Source organism: Dehalobacter restrictus DSM 9455 (genome assembly GCF_000512895.1).
GTDB classification, from domain to species: domain Bacteria; phylum Bacillota; class Desulfitobacteriia; order Desulfitobacteriales; family Syntrophobotulaceae; genus Dehalobacter; species Dehalobacter restrictus.
The window spans coordinates 2874567-2888774 of record NZ_CP007033.1 but is presented as its reverse complement, the minus strand read 5'-3'; the positions used below and the strand labels follow the sequence as shown (position 1 = coordinate 2888774).

Sequence of the window (14208 nt, the reverse complement as noted above, 5' to 3'; positions counted from 1 at the left end):
GTTAAAAGGCAGGTACAAGCTATGAAATCGGAAATATTATATGAAAAGGCTAAACAGCTGATGCCCGGCGGAGTCAACAGCCCTGTGCGTAATTTTCAGTCTGTCGGCGATACGCCGCGCTTTATCAGCCACGCCAAAGAGGCAAGACTCTATGATGTAGACGGTAACGAGTATATCGACTATATCGGCTCTTGGGGGCCGATGATCCTCGGACATGCCAACCCGGAAGTGCTCAAAGCAGTGACGGCAGCGGCTGAAAATGGCTTGAGTTTTGGGGCTGCTACAGAAGCAGAGGTCATGATGGCCCAATTGATCTTTGACCTAGTTCCGTCGATTGAAATGATTCGGATGGTCAATTCCGGAACAGAAGCAACGATGAGCGCAGTGCGTGCAGCCCGTGGCTTTACCGGTAGAAATAAAATCATAAAATTTGAAGGTTGTTACCATGGGCATAGCGATGCAATGCTGGTCAAGGCAGGATCAGGGGTTATGTCCTCCGGCGTACCGAGCAGCCTCGGTGTTCCTCCGGGATGCGCCGTTGATACCCTGACGGCGGTATTTAATGATATTGACAGTGTGCAGGCCTTATTTGAAAACAATAAAGACCAGGTTGCAGCAGTGATCGTTGAGCTTGTACCTGCCAATATGGGTGTTGTCCTGCCGAAGCCGGGTTTCCTGCAGGAACTGCAAAAGCTTTGTACTGAAAACAGCACATTGCTCATTGCCGATGAGGTTATTACCGGATTCAGGCTTGGTCTTGGCGGAGCCCAGGAACTGTTTGGAATCAAGCCGGATTTAACGGCTTTTGGAAAAATTATTGGCGGCGGCATGCCGGTCGGGGCATATGGCGGAAGAAAAGAAATTATGCAGCAGGTCGCACCCTGCGGAGGAGTCTATCAGGCAGGAACCTTAAGCGGAAACCCTGTGGCCATGGCTGCAGGCATTGCTCAACTGTCTATTCTTAAAAACAACCCGCAGATCTATACGCATATTGATAGTCTCTCAGCAAGACTAAGCAACGGATTACGGGAACTGATCAAAGCTAGAGGCCTAAAGGCGACGGTAAACAGTATCGGCTCGCTTTCAACGCTGTTGTTTACCGAACGGGAAGTCTATAATTATACCGATGCCTTGACCAGTGATACGAAGATGTATGGACGATTCTTCAGTGCCATGCTGGATCAGGGAATTTATCTTGCCCCTGCGCAATTTGAAGCGGTATTTATCTCTAATTCCCATACGGGAGTGGATATTGACCGGACGCTGGAGTGTGCAGAGAAGGCCTTAAGATCTCTCTAAATTTGAATAACCGATTTCATTAGAATACCAGGTAATGGAGTTAGAATTTTTAATTAAGGAATTTTTTTGGAAAGGGAAGAGTGCGATGACGGGAATTTTAATCTTAGCTCACGGTAGCAGACAAAGTGAAACGGAAAATACGCTGCAGAAAATCATTGAGATGGTTAAGGAAGAACTGAAGTCTGGACTCAATACTAATTTAATTGAATATGCGTTCTTACAATTCTCCGCTAACAATCTGGAAACTGGCCTGAAAAAACTTGTTGACCGGGGAGTTACAGAGATCAAGGTCATTCCGTATTTCCTGTTTGCTGGTATTCATATCCTGGAGGATATTCCGGCTGAAATTGATGAATTCTTGAAAGAATACCCCAATGTAAAAATCAGCTTTGGACAAACTTTGGGGGCAGATAAGAGACTTGCACAAATTGTTGTCGATCGGATAAAGGAAATGAGCGGTGACGCAAAATGCTGCAGCTGAACATCATTGGCATGGGCCCAGGCAATCTCCTGCAGCTGACTCGTGAGGCAGCGGAGGCAATAGAACGAAGCCAATGTCTGATTGGTGATAAGCGTATCCTGGCAGGATTGATGAACTTAGCAGATGGAAAAGACTTATATTATGCGACCCAGGATCGGCAGATCAGGGAACTTCTGCATACGCTGCAATCGGTCGGCACATGCTCCTATGAAGTTTCTGTTCTGGTATCTGGGGATGTTGGCTTCTACAGCCTGGCAAAGTCGCTCCTCGGTACTCTGGAATCCGAAAACCTCGTGGCTTCACCAAACATCCGCTTGATTTGCGGAATTGGATCACTTCAGTATTTTGCCTCGAAGCTCAGAACTGCCTGGGATGATGCCGTGATCTGCAGCCTGCATGGCAGAGCCAATAATATCGTTGGAAAAGTGACAAATAACAAGAAGGTATTCGTTCTGACAGGTGGAGACCAGAATCCGGAATCCATCTGCAGGAGACTGTGTGATTTCGGCTTAGCTCATGTCAAAGTAAGTATTGGTGAAAACCTATCTTATCCGGATGAGAGGATTTGCATCGGAAAGGCCCAAGAATTTATTGAACAGCCTTTCGCCTCACTGAGCGTCATGATAATCGAAAATGTTACGCCGCTGGACCGGGCCTGCATCACGCACGGGCTTCCAGATGAATGGTTTGTGCGTGGTGATGTGCCGATGACCAAACAGGAGGTCCGGGCGGTTTCTCTCTCTAAGCTACGTCTCCGCCAGGGTGATACCACCTACGACATTGGCGCCGGGACCGGTTCTGTTGCACTTGAAATGGCACTGCAGCAGTCGGATGGATTTGTCTATGCGATCGAAAAAAAAGATCAGGCGGTAGAGCTCATCCAAAGGAATAAAGAGAAATTCGGTGTAAAAAATCTTGTTGTTATCAAAAATACGGCACCGGACGGTATTGCAGAGCTTCCGCCCCCGGATAGGGTTTTTATCGGCGGCAGCAGCGGTAATTTGAAGGAAATACTCGATATGGTTTATGCCAAAAACCCGGTTGCGGGAATTGTTATCAATGCAATTACGCTGGAAACCCTGAATGAAGCCATGGATTACTATAACGATCAGACTGTTTATGACGTAGAGATTGTTCAAGTAATGGTCTCCAAAGCCAGAAAACTGGCGAATTATCATCTCTTTACGGGACAGAACCCAGTGTTTGTGTTATCGGTCTGGCCTGTTGGAGTAAGCATAGCGCATAAAGAAAGCTAAAATAAGCCATGGATCAAAATGCGCCCCCAAATATTAACCCAGAAAAAGTAGGAAGGTAAATAATCATGGAGCATCGATTTGAAAATGTACTGCCAGAGGAGATTGAAAAAAGAAGCTTTGAGATCATCACGGAAGAGCTTGGGGATATTCAACTGGATATGGAGAAAGCCCCAATCATCAAGCGGGTGATCCATACTTCGGCGGATTTTGATTATGTCCATAACTTGTGTTTTTCCGACAATGTCGTGCAGATTGCGCTTAGTGCCATTAAAAATGGGGCATCGATATTAACAGATACAAAAATGGCCAGCGTTGGAATTAATGCCGGCAAACTAGGCGCATATGGCGGAAAGGTTTACTGCTTTATATCCGATCAGGATGTAGCACAGGAAGCAAAGGAAAAGGGCAGCACACGCGCGGCTGTTTGCATGGAGAAGGCCAGTACCATTCCGGAACCGTTGATCATCGCCGTCGGAAATGCACCGACAGCACTGATCAGACTGGACCAGCTTATTCGCTCAGGACAGATTAAGCCGGTGCTGGTGATTGGAGTTCCCGTCGGCTTTGTCAACGTTGTGCAGTCTAAAGAGCTGATCATGCTTTCCGGCGTTCCCTATATCGTAGCCAGAGGCCGAAAAGGCGGAAGCAATGTTGCTGCAGCCATTTGCAATGCACTTCTTTATTCGCTCTAAATTTTGACCTATGGTCAAACGACACCTACACCTTGACAATTTGACATTGTAAGCCGTTAGGTGTGCCCGCGTATACGCCACGAAGCAAGAAACTTAAAGAAATCTCCGATATTGGAGATTAGATGACATCCGAATAAATAAAAGACTTGTTCCCAGAAATTTAATAATAGAGACTAAAAAACGTTCGGGCATTTAAGCAATGTGCCGGATGTTTTAATTTATCTTAAGAATCCTTTTTTTCGAAATTCTAGTGGGGTCATCCCAACTATGCCTTTAAAAATAGAATTAAAATGGTTTTGATAGTTATACCCCACCGCATCAGCAATCTCCTTAATGGGCTTATTGGAATTCAGCAAAAGATCCTTGCTTTGCTCAATCCGGATTTTATTAATATTGCCTGCAAGTGTTAAGTGTGTTTCTTTGTTTATTTGACTGGAAAGATATGAAGGGCTTAAGCTAAGATACCTGGCCAGCTGATTTAAAGTGATCTTTTCAGCATAATAACGTTTGATATACTGTAAAGCCCGGTTTATATGGATCGAATATTCCTTACAGGTTAAGACAGAAACGGCGTGTGTAAACACTTTAGAGATTTCTACCATTTGAATAATAATCTCTTCAGGTGAACTCTGTTTATTTATCTTGACAATAAAACGCTCCAGCAGAGACATCATCCGTTCATAGGGAGCATTTCCCTGAATGGCGTAAAGACAGCAGATGCTGCCTGTAATGATGCAATTTAATTTTAGGGAAGAAATATATTGCTCATCGTAGGCCCGTGTTTGCCATAGCAAGTCCCCGGATTTTCTGAGAAGCAGTTGTATTCCTTTTTCATCTCCGCGGATGATGTTATCTCTAGCACTCTTAAGAAAAAAATAAATCATGTCATAATGGCTTTTTCTATCCTCCTCCAGACAGGGATTAAGCAAATTCTTATATCCTGCCTTGGGATCTCTTTCTTCCCAGCAGTGAAAATTTTGCTTCGAGCCGACTAATGTCTTGATATTGGGTTTACATAACACAAGGAGAAATCTTCCTAGGTAATCAATACGTTTTAAAGTGGTCAAAGGCACTGTTTTCAATGCGGTCTTGAACTCCTGCTTTTTCTGAAAGGATAATAATTGAGACCTGAGAATATTATCCAGAACTATTTCTGGAGGATCATGAACGATGAGCGGCCCAGAAACCACCGCTCCTATTTTTTTTGTTTTGTACCCGATCATCACAATGTTATAGACAAAGAAGTTCTTGGTAATAACAGTATGATAAGTATTCAAGTCAAAAGAGTCTTGTTCAAACAAAGCTGTAAGAAAATTGATGATTTCACCAAACTCAAAATAGTCCATCAAGAATGTATAGTTGGATCCTCTTAGAATTGAAGGGCGATTAACCAGTGTTAACGGGATGTACAAGGTTGTAATTTCTGTAGCACCATAAAATGTTTCGACAATTTTTCTGACTATTTCTTTCTGCTGCATCACATTTTTCTCCTTTCCTCTTTTATCTAGTACGTTTAGCCAAATATTGTTTCAATTATCTAAATATTTTATCAATATTAATTATTTATAAAGCTATAATAATGTTTGTTGCTTTTTTCTTATTTTGGAAAAATATTTTAAATTTATTAAAAAAGTTTCTGTTTGGGATTATTAGCTTTAGTCTATCATTTTGATATAACCCATTTAAACGATAGCATAAAAAATACGATATAAATAACTATAAAAAAGGAGGTGATATGTTGAAAAATATTCAAATGGTGGTGTTTGCTGTGGGCAAAGAATATTACGGCATTGACATTTTTTGTGCCCAGGAAATAATACGAATTCCCAAAAACATTACCAAAGTGCCGAACATGCCTTCTTTCATAGAAGGTATGTTAAACCTCAGAGATCAGGTTATTCCCGTGGTAGACCTTAGAAAAAGATTTGGTGTTGAAAACACGGAAACAGAAAATGACAGCCGGTTGCTGGTACTTAACCTGGAAGGAATGCTTTTAGGCAATATTGTGGATGACGTTTCCGAGGTTCTGAGTGTAGGTGAAGAGTCCATCGAAAGCTTATATGTCGAAATTGCTCATTTAGGCAATAATTGCATCAAAGGGATCTGTAAAGTTGAGGATCGCTTGATTATGCTTCTGGATGTCACGAAATTAAAAAACGAAATATTTGCATCTGTTAGTTAAAAATGGAGGAACAAATATGATTAAGTTTTCGGCTTTAGATTCATGCAAATTCTTGGCAGAAACCCTAGGCCATTTGGTTCCGGGCGGAATTATGTTTTGCGTAACGGAAGGAGATACGGTTGTTTGGAGATTCTCTTCAGATTCTTTCCACTTAGATTCGTTTGAGGTCGGGAATCATGTTGAGAGCAACGGCGTGATGATGAATGCAGTGCGTAATAAAAAAACAGTCTCACAGAATGTTCCCCGGACCGTCTATGGTCAACGGCTCATCATTGTCGCTATGCCAATTATTGATGATACTGACAATGTTTTCGGTGCATTTTCTGTTTTTCTACCGAAATTACACCCTGTGGCTGCTGCCTTTAAGGATTTTGCTCCTGTTTTGGCTGAGATGTTCGATGAAGGTTCGGTTATTTACATGACGGATTTAACTCAAGTTGTTTACCGGCAGGCTTCTCAAAAATTTGATATATCATCTCTTCCTGTTGGTCATGCTATTCTGGAAGAAGATGTTGCTGCCCGGACCATCAAAACGAAAAAGCCTATTTCAAAAGAAGGTGGAGCAGAGATATATGGTTTCCCTGTTTTAGAAACAAATTACCCGCTCTTTGACGAAGACAATCCTGACGAAATAGTCGCTTCTCTGGGAGTCATTATCCCCAAAAAAACAGCAGCACACCTGCGCATTATTTCAGGAAATCTTGAAGACGGCTTGTCTGCAATTTCTGCAGCGATTGAAGAGCTCGCAGCGGAGGCTACGAGTATTCACTCCAACGAACAAAATCTGAACAACAATATTAAGGAAATTATCGGCCTTTCTGAAGAAATTAATAAGGTTTCTGTCTTCATAAAAGAAATAGCGGACGAGACAAAAATGCTTGGTCTGAACGCAGCAATTGAGGCCGCCCGAGCCGGGGAATCAGGCAGAGGATTTGGTGTTGTGGCGGAAGAAATAAGAAAGCTTTCAGAACAATCTAAGAGCACTGTTCCCCGGATCCAGGAATTAACGGATACCATCAAAGCTAAAGTGAATGATGCTGGAGATATGAGTAAAAGTTCATTGCATGCCAGCCAGGAACAGGCCGCAGCAACAGAACAAGTCACAGCAAGCATTGAGGAAATTACCGCAATGTGTGGAGAATTAAATGAGATGGCAAAGACTTTATAAGCTCAATTTATGGATGTTCCACATAGAACAAACCCTAAGCAAGAAGATGCTTAGGGTTTGTTGATATTATTGTTCATTTTTCTCCGGTTCTTTCTTTTGGGGGCATATTTGTCGTGCAGGGTATATGGTTGCCGTCTGACAAGGGCTTTCTTATGTTATACATGGATTGGCGCAGATCAGGCCGCTGTAGGGGCCTATGATTACCGGTTACGGGATTATTTTTTTCTAATGGGATATTTTTAAGCGAAGATATTTTGTATAATAAGATTCAAAGAGGGTATCAGAATGTTGGATATGTTCATCCTGGGACTGATTATTTCAGTACTCATTCCGGCGGTGGATTTTTTGGGAATGAATGTAGTGGCAACTGTAAAAAGAGGTGGCTGATGAAAGTTATCTATTATGACTGTTTCAGCGGCATAAGTGGAGATATGAATCTCGGAGCGATGCTCGATCTTGGCGTCCCAGAGGATCATCTGCTCGCTGAGCTGGCTAAACTTCAAATCAATGAGCAATATACAATGAACATCTGTTCTGAAAGCAAACATGGAATTGAAGGCACACGCGTAGAGATAACGGTTGGAGACCCCGTGAGCCACCATTCCGGCCAGCAGGCGAGAACGTTGGCTGATATCACTAAAATGATCAGGGAAAGTGATTTATCAGCAGCTGTGAAAGACAGAAGCATCCGGACATTTGCCATTCTGGCGGATGCGGAAGCAAGGGTCCATGGAATAAAGGCCGATCAAGTCCATTTTCATGAGGTCGGGGCCGTGGATGCGATTCTGGATATTGTCGGGTCGGCTGTTTGCCTGGAATACTTGCAAGCTGACAGGATCATCGCTTCCAAAGTGGAACTTGGTGGTGGATTTGTGCGCTGTAAGCATGGCCTGCTTCCGGTTCCTGCACCGGCCGTAACAGAGCTGCTCCAGGGCGTCCCGGTAAAGACCGGAATCGTGCCTTTTGAGACGACGACGCCTACAGGAGCGGCTATTCTGGCTGCGAATGTTCAAGAATATACGGACAATGCGGATCTGATCATTCACCGGACCGGTTATGGGATTGGCCGGCGGGATTTGGAAATACCCAATATTCTACGGGTATATCTTGGGGAGAGAGCGGAAAAGACTGCTCCCGGATTCAGACAGCAGGAAAGACAGTGGATGCTGGAAACGAATATTGATGATATGAATCCGGAATTCTATGAATATATTGAAGAAAAGATGGTTGCTGTTGGAGCCCTGGACGTCTTTAAAACCCCGGTGATCATGAAGAAGGGGCGGCCGGGGTCAAAATTAAGCGCCTTAGTCAATAAGGAAGGGATTTCAGCTGTCGGGGAAGTTATTTTGCGGGAAACATCGGCGATTGGCTTGCGCAGTTATCCGGTTGAAAAAACGATGCTCTGCCGGGAGAATATGCTGGTGCAGACCCGGTACGGTCCGGTCAATGTAAAATGTTCTTATTTGGATGCGGAAAGAATCAAATCGAAACCTGAATATGAAGACTGTAAAAGACTTGCCAGGGAGCATAACCTTCCCTTAAGCGAAATCTATGCCGAAGTTTACAGGCTGCTGCCCAAAGGCAATCGATCCGGAACTTTAGATCAAGAGAGGAAGAACTGAACGTGTTTTCATTATCTGCGGTCCTGCTGTTTATTACCTCGTCCATTGTACTGATCCTGGCACCCGGTCCGGACATTGTATTTTTGATAACCCAGGGTATAGCCAAGGGAAAGAAGGCAGGTATTTTTACTTCAATCGGGCTGACGTTGGGCAATTCGGTTCATACGTTGGCCGCGGCGCTGGGGCTATCTGTCATATTCAAGACGTCAGAAGTCGCCTTTGTTCTGTTTAAAACCTGCGGGGTACTTTATCTTTTTTATTTGGCATATAAAGCGATCAAACATCGGAATGACCCACTGACTGCCGGTGTTGACAAACAAGGGCCCCATCACCGCGGCCTGCTGCTGCGAGGTTTCTATATGAATGTTTTCAATCCGAAAGTTGCCCTTTTTTTCCTGGCATTCCTGCCGCAGTTTGTCAATTCTGAATTTGGCAGCGTTCCTTTGCAGATGATATTCTTAGGGCTTATCTTTATGGGGCTTGTTGCGCTGATTTTTGGATTTATCGGTTACTCGGCCGGCTCTCTAGGAAATTGGATTTTAAAGAAGCCCGGGTTTTCCAAGGTTATGAATATTGTCTCGGCAACCATCTTCGGAGCACTCGGCTTTAAGCTTCTGACCAGCACAAGATAAAACACGAACTTCGAATGAATGATGAGGAACTGAATAATCATAGACTAAATCAAAGGAGCAATCATAATGGAAACGAAATCATCCTCTTCGGGGGCCAAGATGCAATCAAACCGCAGGGAGGTTTTATGGCGGCTGTTTCGTCCGCACACCCTTACGGCCTCATTCATACCGGTTCTGATTGGTTCGGTACTGGCTTGGCAGATTAGAAACGGCTTAAACTGGGGACTGGTAGCGGCAATGCTGATTGCTTCAATCTTAATCCAGGCAGCCACGAATATGTTTAATGAGTATTACGATTTTATCCGGGGACTGGATACAGCGGAATCCGTTGGCATCGCCGGTGCGATAACCAGGGACGGAATAAAAGCAGGGACAGTTCTGAGTCTGGCTTTGGTTTGTTTGCTAATTGCATCACTGCTGGGTATTTACATCTGCAGTAGCAGCAGTTGGTGGCTGGCCCTGATTGGCTTGGGCTGTATGGCTGTCGGTTATTTGTACACAGGTGGGCCTTACCCGATTGCCTATACTCCTTTTGGAGAATTGCTGGCCGGGCTCTTTATGGGATCAGGAATTATTTTGATTGCCTATTTTGTTCAGACCGGCAGCATTAACTGGGACGTCTTTTTAATTTCTGTTCCGAATCTGATTCTAATCGGAGCAATCATGATGTCCAACAACATACGAGACCGGGAAGGGGATCAGCTGAACGGGCGTCATACACTCGCCATTCTGTTGGGACACCGCAGAGCTGTACAATTCATGGCGGGAATGTTCCTGGTGGCCAATCTTTGGGTAGTGGTACTTACCCTGGCAGGTGTTCTGCCTGTCTGGGCACTATTGGTCCTGCTGAGTATTCCGAATGCTCTTCAGGCCTTGAACGGATTCCGCAATAAAAAATTCCCGGCTGAAATGATGCCGGGAATGAAAAGTGTGGCTCAGACCAATACACTTTTTGGGATTTTGCTTACCATTGGTTTGTTAATTGAAGTAGGCGTAAGTCAACTGTAATAGAACGAAAAGCGAAAGGCAGTGGTACTGGTTCAGAGGCATAACAGTGCTATCATGGAGCAGAGACTCTATACCTCTCCACAGTGCTCAGTAAGGAAGCGGCGAGTTCCGCTTCGACGTGGGTAACTTGTTCGTCATAGACGACTTCAAGAACTTTCGTATTCGCATATAGCCAGGCCAATGCGGCTCCATCGGAAACAGAAATTTCCAGACTAACCCGAATGAGGTCACTGAACAGTTCTTTCTCGATGGCCTGCTTCAGTTCTTCCAACCCGCTCCTCTGCAAAGCAGAAATTTCTACAACAGGCCGAGTTTCGCGCCACAAGCTGATCCGGTTGTCCGGATGCAAACGGTCAACTTTGTTGAGGACAATCAGGGTCGGTTTACTGCCTGCACCAAGTTCTGCCAGGATTTCATCGACAATCCGGATGTGGTCTTCGACCTGAGGATCAGCAGCATCAGCCACAATCAAAATCTGGTCGGATAATACGACTTCCTCCAGGGTTGATTTAAAGGCATCGAGCAAATTAGGCGGAAGTCTTCGAATAAAGCCTACCGTATCGGAAAGCAGGACCGTACTGCCGTTATTTAAGGGAAGCTTGCGGGTTGTCGGATCAAGCGTAGCAAACAGTTTGTCCTCGGCCAAGACATCCGAGCCGCACAACGCATTTAAAAGGGTAGATTTCCCGGCATTGGTATAACCGACAATGGACAGAACCGGGATATTGTTTTTTTGGCGGTTTCCGCGGAGAATGCCGCGTTGTCTACGGATGTCGTCAAGGCGTTCTCTCAGATGAGCGATCCGGGAGCGAATATGACGACGGTCGGTTTCCAGTTTTGTTTCACCCGGTCCCCTTGTTCCGATGCCGCCTCCCAGACGGGAAAGCGCCACCCCGGTTCCTGTCAGGCGGGGAAGTCTATATTCGAGCTGGGCTAGCTCTACTTGCAGGATTCCTTCCCTGGAACGGGCATGCTGGGCGAATATATCCAGAATCAGGCCTGTACGGGACAGAACTTTCAACCCCAGCTTTTCTTCCAGGATGCGCTGCTGGGTGCCGGTTAATTCTTCGTCGAAGATAACCAGATCAGCCTGGCGTGTCTGAATCATTTGCTGAAGTTCCTCGAGCTTGCCCGGGCCGATGATCGTTGAGGAATCGCGGGTTTCTTTTTTTTGCATTAAATGGCCAACAATCAAGGCGTCGGCTGTTTTGGCCAGTTCTTCGAGTTCAGCAAACGAGACTTCCGCTTCACTGATTCCGTATAGGTCTCTGCTGTACCGTGTCTGCAGTCCAACCAGTATGGTACGTTCACTTGTTTTGGCTTTTTCTGCAGGCAATTTCCTGAGTACATTGTCGGCATCTTCGATATTTTGAAAGAGCAACGCAAAGTCATCTATATCAGCCGCAAGGGGTCCGAAAATATTGACCTCCTCAATGTTCGTGGGTGACAGAATGCCAACATAAAGATCTTCAGCCCGGTTATTCCGGATCCCGATGGCGATCATTGCATCGAGATTCAACTGCTTTAGAGAACTGATGTCCATGGAAGATAATAAACCGCTGCTCTTCGGATGGGTGTGAATACAACGGGTGCCTGAAAGGCGCTGCAGGCTGCGTTTCTGCTCCACTTCAGCCAGCTTCACGGTACTGTGATTTCCTATGCTGACATCGGTGATCCGGCCTTTGCGGTCGGCATACACGGCAATTTCCTTGTTCACCTGCGAAGAGATTTCGGCAAGTTGTTCAATGAGTTCCTGTGTCCACAAATGGTCTCTAGGGATTTGGTAAGTATAGAAACTGTTTAATTTTTCAAGAATACTGTTTTTTATACCTTCTATTTCACCGTTAACCTGTAGCAAAGGCAATTCCTCCCTGTGGTAAGATTAGGAAAGAAGACATTGATCATGTATAATAACAGTATTATATCACTGAATCCAGTCATTCCCTAAAAGATCAGAGAAACGGCCGGGGTGGAGGGAGGTCATCTTCTGTGTAAATATCATTTGACTCGCCGTCAGTTCATTGCAGGTGGAATCGGGATAATCGGAACCACCTTTTTTCTATATTATGAGCGGCATTCAGTTGCTGTAACCAAGTACCGCGTTTCGATTGCCAACTTACCCAAAGAATTTGAGGGATTCACAATTCTGCATCTGACGGATTTGCATAGCAAAAGATATGGCCGGGAATTGATTCAAGGGCTTCGTCCCAAACCGATTTTCTTTGTGTCGGGCAATCACGAATGGCGGTATCATTTTCATATCCAGGAGCCTCTGATTAATGAGGGAGTGCATGTTCTTCAAAACGAGGCGTATACGTACAGCATCGGAAATTCCCATATCTGGATCGTCGGGGTCAATGATCCGTATACGCACAGGGATGACTTAAGTAAGGCCACAGGCCGGATATCCGATCAGGCCCCGAAAATACTGCTGGCTCATGCTCCTGATATTTTAACGAAAGCAGCCGGGGATGACATAGAATTGGTGCTTGTCGGGCATACGCACGGTGGAGAAATTAGGCTGCCCGCTGCTCGGGGCTATTTATGTTCCGGGACAAGCGTTGTTTCCAAAGTATGATTATGGAGAGTTTCGGTATAAAAACACAAGTATGATCATCAATTGCGGCTTAGGGGAAAGTACCCATTTCCCATTCAGGTTCTGCAGCAGACCAGAAATTGTGCTGGTGAAACTAGTGAGTTGACGTGGTACGAGTGAGTTAACAAGATGAGCAGTAAACAAATCAGTGATTTTTGACAGATATAGAATCCAGGATCGAACGAATGGCGCTGCTCGTGCTGTCCGGGAAAAAAGCCTGATCGGTAAAAAAGGAGATTCTGACAACTTCGTTGTTGTCGTTCAATTCCAGCCAGTATTCCTGCGAGCTTATAACATTTTCGCCAAAATCAGCTGACCAGCTTTCTTCAAATCCGTTCCAATGATTTAAGGACGTACGTTTTAGAACATAACTTATAAAGTTATAAGTACTTCTGGCTTTGCTGTCTTGAAGGAAATGCTCAAGGTCGGCTGCCCGCCAGATCTGGAGATATCCCCTGAAGCTGAGTTTACTGTCCGTAAAATAGATGTTCAGACGCATTTCCTCTCCTTTGTCGGGAGTCAAATGCACTTCAGTTGTAGCTGGAAATTGTGCTTTGACTGCATAATTATCCACCTGATATTCATACGTCCGGTCGTTTTGGAAGGATGCAATTGCCGGTCCTTCCAGATATAGATATTGGATTAGCAAGGCAACAACCACGGCGCATGCGGTCTTTAATAATGTTTTTATCTGCATAGCTACTCCTTTCCGACATAGTCTTACATATCTTTTTATTAGTGCCTTTTGAAACGGTTATTAAATTTTATGAAAGAAACGGACAATAAAGAATCGTTGACAAGAGAGAGCATACTGTATATATTATATATATACAGTATGCTCTCTCTTGTCCGGGTTTAGCTTTAAATAAATGAGGATGATGCATGAATATCATTATTTCACACATGAGCGGAGAACCGATCTATCAGCAAATCATCAATCAGATCAAAACATTGATCCTGGCGGGAGATCTGACCGAGGGGGAAATGCTTCCTTCGATCAGGCAGCTTGGGAAGGATTTGCGTATCAGTGTCATTACAACCAAAAGAGTCTATGAGGAATTGGAACGGGAGAAGTTTATTTACTCTGTTCCGGGAAAAGGGTCTTTTGTTGCTCTGCAAAACTGTGAGGCAAGGATCAAAAATAAACGAAAACAAATTGAAGAAATGTTGAAAGACGTTGTCAAGGAAAGCAGGCTTCTGAATTTAAGCCTTGCTGAAATCACAGAAATATTAAAGAACGTCTATGACGATATGACCCCGGCAAAGTAAGAT

The 14208-nt window shown here is 44.6% G+C and carries 13 protein-coding genes and 1 pseudogene; 11 read left to right on the top strand and 3 right to left on the bottom strand.

Annotated elements, in window-relative coordinates:
* Positions 1-21: 21 nt before the first annotated feature.
* The 4 genes from hemL (at position 22) to DEHRE_RS13755 (ending at position 3728) form a co-directional block, all read left to right on the top strand.
* A complete protein-coding gene (gene hemL, locus DEHRE_RS13770) occupies positions 22-1299 on the top strand; it encodes a glutamate-1-semialdehyde 2,1-aminomutase (RefSeq protein ID WP_019225035.1) in 1278 nt (425 codons plus the stop codon).
* Between the two features lie 85 nt (positions 1300-1384).
* Positions 1385-1780: a sirohydrochlorin chelatase gene (locus DEHRE_RS13765; RefSeq protein ID WP_019225034.1), complete on the top strand. Its 396-nt coding sequence runs from the start codon at positions 1385-1387 to the stop codon at positions 1778-1780.
* The gene (locus DEHRE_RS13760) at positions 1768-3036 is read left to right on the top strand and encodes a bifunctional cobalt-precorrin-7 (C(5))-methyltransferase/cobalt-precorrin-6B (C(15))-methyltransferase (protein WP_019225033.1); all 1269 of its coding nucleotides are present in this window, start codon (positions 1768-1770) and stop codon (positions 3034-3036) included. The genes DEHRE_RS13765 and DEHRE_RS13760 overlap by 13 nt, the downstream gene beginning before the upstream one ends.
* A 65-nt stretch (positions 3037-3101) precedes the next feature.
* Positions 3102-3728: a precorrin-8X methylmutase gene (locus DEHRE_RS13755; protein WP_015044961.1), complete on the top strand. Its 627-nt coding sequence runs from the start codon at positions 3102-3104 to the stop codon at positions 3726-3728.
* 218 nt (positions 3729-3946) lie between these two features.
* Here the strand turns inward: DEHRE_RS13755 and DEHRE_RS15435 are convergent, their stop codons facing one another.
* Positions 3947-5206 (bottom strand): helix-turn-helix transcriptional regulator, encoded by a 1260-nt coding sequence (locus DEHRE_RS15435; RefSeq protein WP_019225032.1) that lies wholly within the window; start codon positions 5204-5206, stop codon positions 3947-3949.
* A 257-nt stretch (positions 5207-5463) separates the two neighbouring features.
* Here DEHRE_RS15435 and DEHRE_RS13745 point away from each other — a divergent pair, with 257 nt between their 5' ends.
* The 5 genes from DEHRE_RS13745 (at position 5464) to DEHRE_RS13725 (ending at position 10340) form a co-directional block, all read left to right on the top strand.
* Entirely contained in the window at positions 5464-5910 is a 447-nt protein-coding gene (locus DEHRE_RS13745) for a chemotaxis protein CheW (RefSeq protein WP_019225031.1), read from the top strand.
* A 16-nt stretch (positions 5911-5926) separates the two neighbouring features.
* A complete protein-coding gene (locus DEHRE_RS13740; RefSeq protein WP_019225030.1) occupies positions 5927-7078 on the top strand; it encodes a methyl-accepting chemotaxis protein in 1152 nt (383 codons plus the stop codon).
* A gap of 386 nt (positions 7079-7464) precedes the next feature.
* On the top strand, positions 7465-8700 hold the full coding sequence (gene larC / locus DEHRE_RS13735) for a nickel pincer cofactor biosynthesis protein LarC (RefSeq protein WP_019225028.1): 1236 nt from the start codon (positions 7465-7467) through the stop codon (positions 8698-8700).
* Positions 8701-8702: 2 nt separating this feature from the next.
* A complete protein-coding gene (locus DEHRE_RS13730) occupies positions 8703-9332 on the top strand; it encodes a LysE family translocator (protein ID WP_019225027.1) in 630 nt (209 codons plus the stop codon).
* A 66-nt stretch (positions 9333-9398) separates the two neighbouring features.
* Positions 9399-10340, top strand: coding sequence for a 1,4-dihydroxy-2-naphthoate polyprenyltransferase (locus DEHRE_RS13725; protein WP_019225026.1), 942 nt, complete (start codon positions 9399-9401; stop codon positions 10338-10340).
* A 52-nt stretch (positions 10341-10392) separates the two neighbouring features.
* On the opposite strand, the gene hflX is transcribed toward DEHRE_RS13725, so the two are convergent.
* Positions 10393-12198 carry a GTPase HflX gene (gene hflX, locus DEHRE_RS13720; protein ID WP_019225025.1) on the bottom strand — a complete coding sequence of 602 codons (1806 nt, stop codon included), beginning with the start codon at positions 12196-12198 and terminating at the stop codon, positions 10393-10395.
* A gap of 111 nt (positions 12199-12309) precedes the next feature.
* Here hflX and DEHRE_RS13715 point away from each other — a divergent pair.
* A pseudogene (locus DEHRE_RS13715) lies at positions 12310-13042 on the top strand (metallophosphoesterase).
* Between the two features lie 39 nt (positions 13043-13081).
* Here DEHRE_RS13715 and DEHRE_RS13710 read toward each other — a convergent pair.
* On the bottom strand, positions 13082-13633 hold the full coding sequence (locus DEHRE_RS13710) for a hypothetical protein (protein ID WP_019225024.1): 552 nt from the start codon (positions 13631-13633) through the stop codon (positions 13082-13084).
* A 185-nt stretch (positions 13634-13818) separates the two neighbouring features.
* Between DEHRE_RS13710 and DEHRE_RS13705 the strand changes: the two genes are divergently transcribed.
* Positions 13819-14205 (top strand): GntR family transcriptional regulator, encoded by a 387-nt coding sequence (locus DEHRE_RS13705; RefSeq protein ID WP_019225023.1) that lies wholly within the window; start codon positions 13819-13821, stop codon positions 14203-14205.
* Positions 14206-14208: the final 3 nt, after the last annotated feature.

What these genes read in the sequence shown, in the direction of transcription:
- hemL (WP_019225035.1), top strand. Translation starts at nt 22, where the DNA reads ATGAAATCGGAAATATTATATGAAAAGGCTAAACAGCTGATGCCCGGC.
- DEHRE_RS13765 (WP_019225034.1), top strand. Translation starts at nt 1,385, where the DNA reads ATGACGGGAATTTTAATCTTAGCTCACGGTAGCAGACAAAGTGAAACG.
- DEHRE_RS13760 (WP_019225033.1), top strand. Translation starts at nt 1,768, where the DNA reads ATGCTGCAGCTGAACATCATTGGCATGGGCCCAGGCAATCTCCTGCAG.
- DEHRE_RS13755 (WP_015044961.1), top strand. Translation starts at nt 3,102, where the DNA reads ATGGAGCATCGATTTGAAAATGTACTGCCAGAGGAGATTGAAAAAAGA.
- DEHRE_RS15435 (WP_019225032.1), bottom strand. Translation starts at nt 5,206, where the DNA reads ATGCAGCAGAAAGAAATAGTCAGAAAAATTGTCGAAACATTTTATGGT.
- DEHRE_RS13745 (WP_019225031.1), top strand. Translation starts at nt 5,464, where the DNA reads ATGTTGAAAAATATTCAAATGGTGGTGTTTGCTGTGGGCAAAGAATAT.
- DEHRE_RS13740 (WP_019225030.1), top strand. Translation starts at nt 5,927, where the DNA reads ATGATTAAGTTTTCGGCTTTAGATTCATGCAAATTCTTGGCAGAAACC.
- larC (WP_019225028.1), top strand. Translation starts at nt 7,465, where the DNA reads ATGAAAGTTATCTATTATGACTGTTTCAGCGGCATAAGTGGAGATATG.
- DEHRE_RS13725 (WP_019225026.1), top strand. Translation starts at nt 9,399, where the DNA reads ATGGAAACGAAATCATCCTCTTCGGGGGCCAAGATGCAATCAAACCGC.
- DEHRE_RS13710 (WP_019225024.1), bottom strand. Translation starts at nt 13,633, where the DNA reads ATGCAGATAAAAACATTATTAAAGACCGCATGCGCCGTGGTTGTTGCC.
- DEHRE_RS13705 (WP_019225023.1), top strand. Translation starts at nt 13,819, where the DNA reads ATGAATATCATTATTTCACACATGAGCGGAGAACCGATCTATCAGCAA.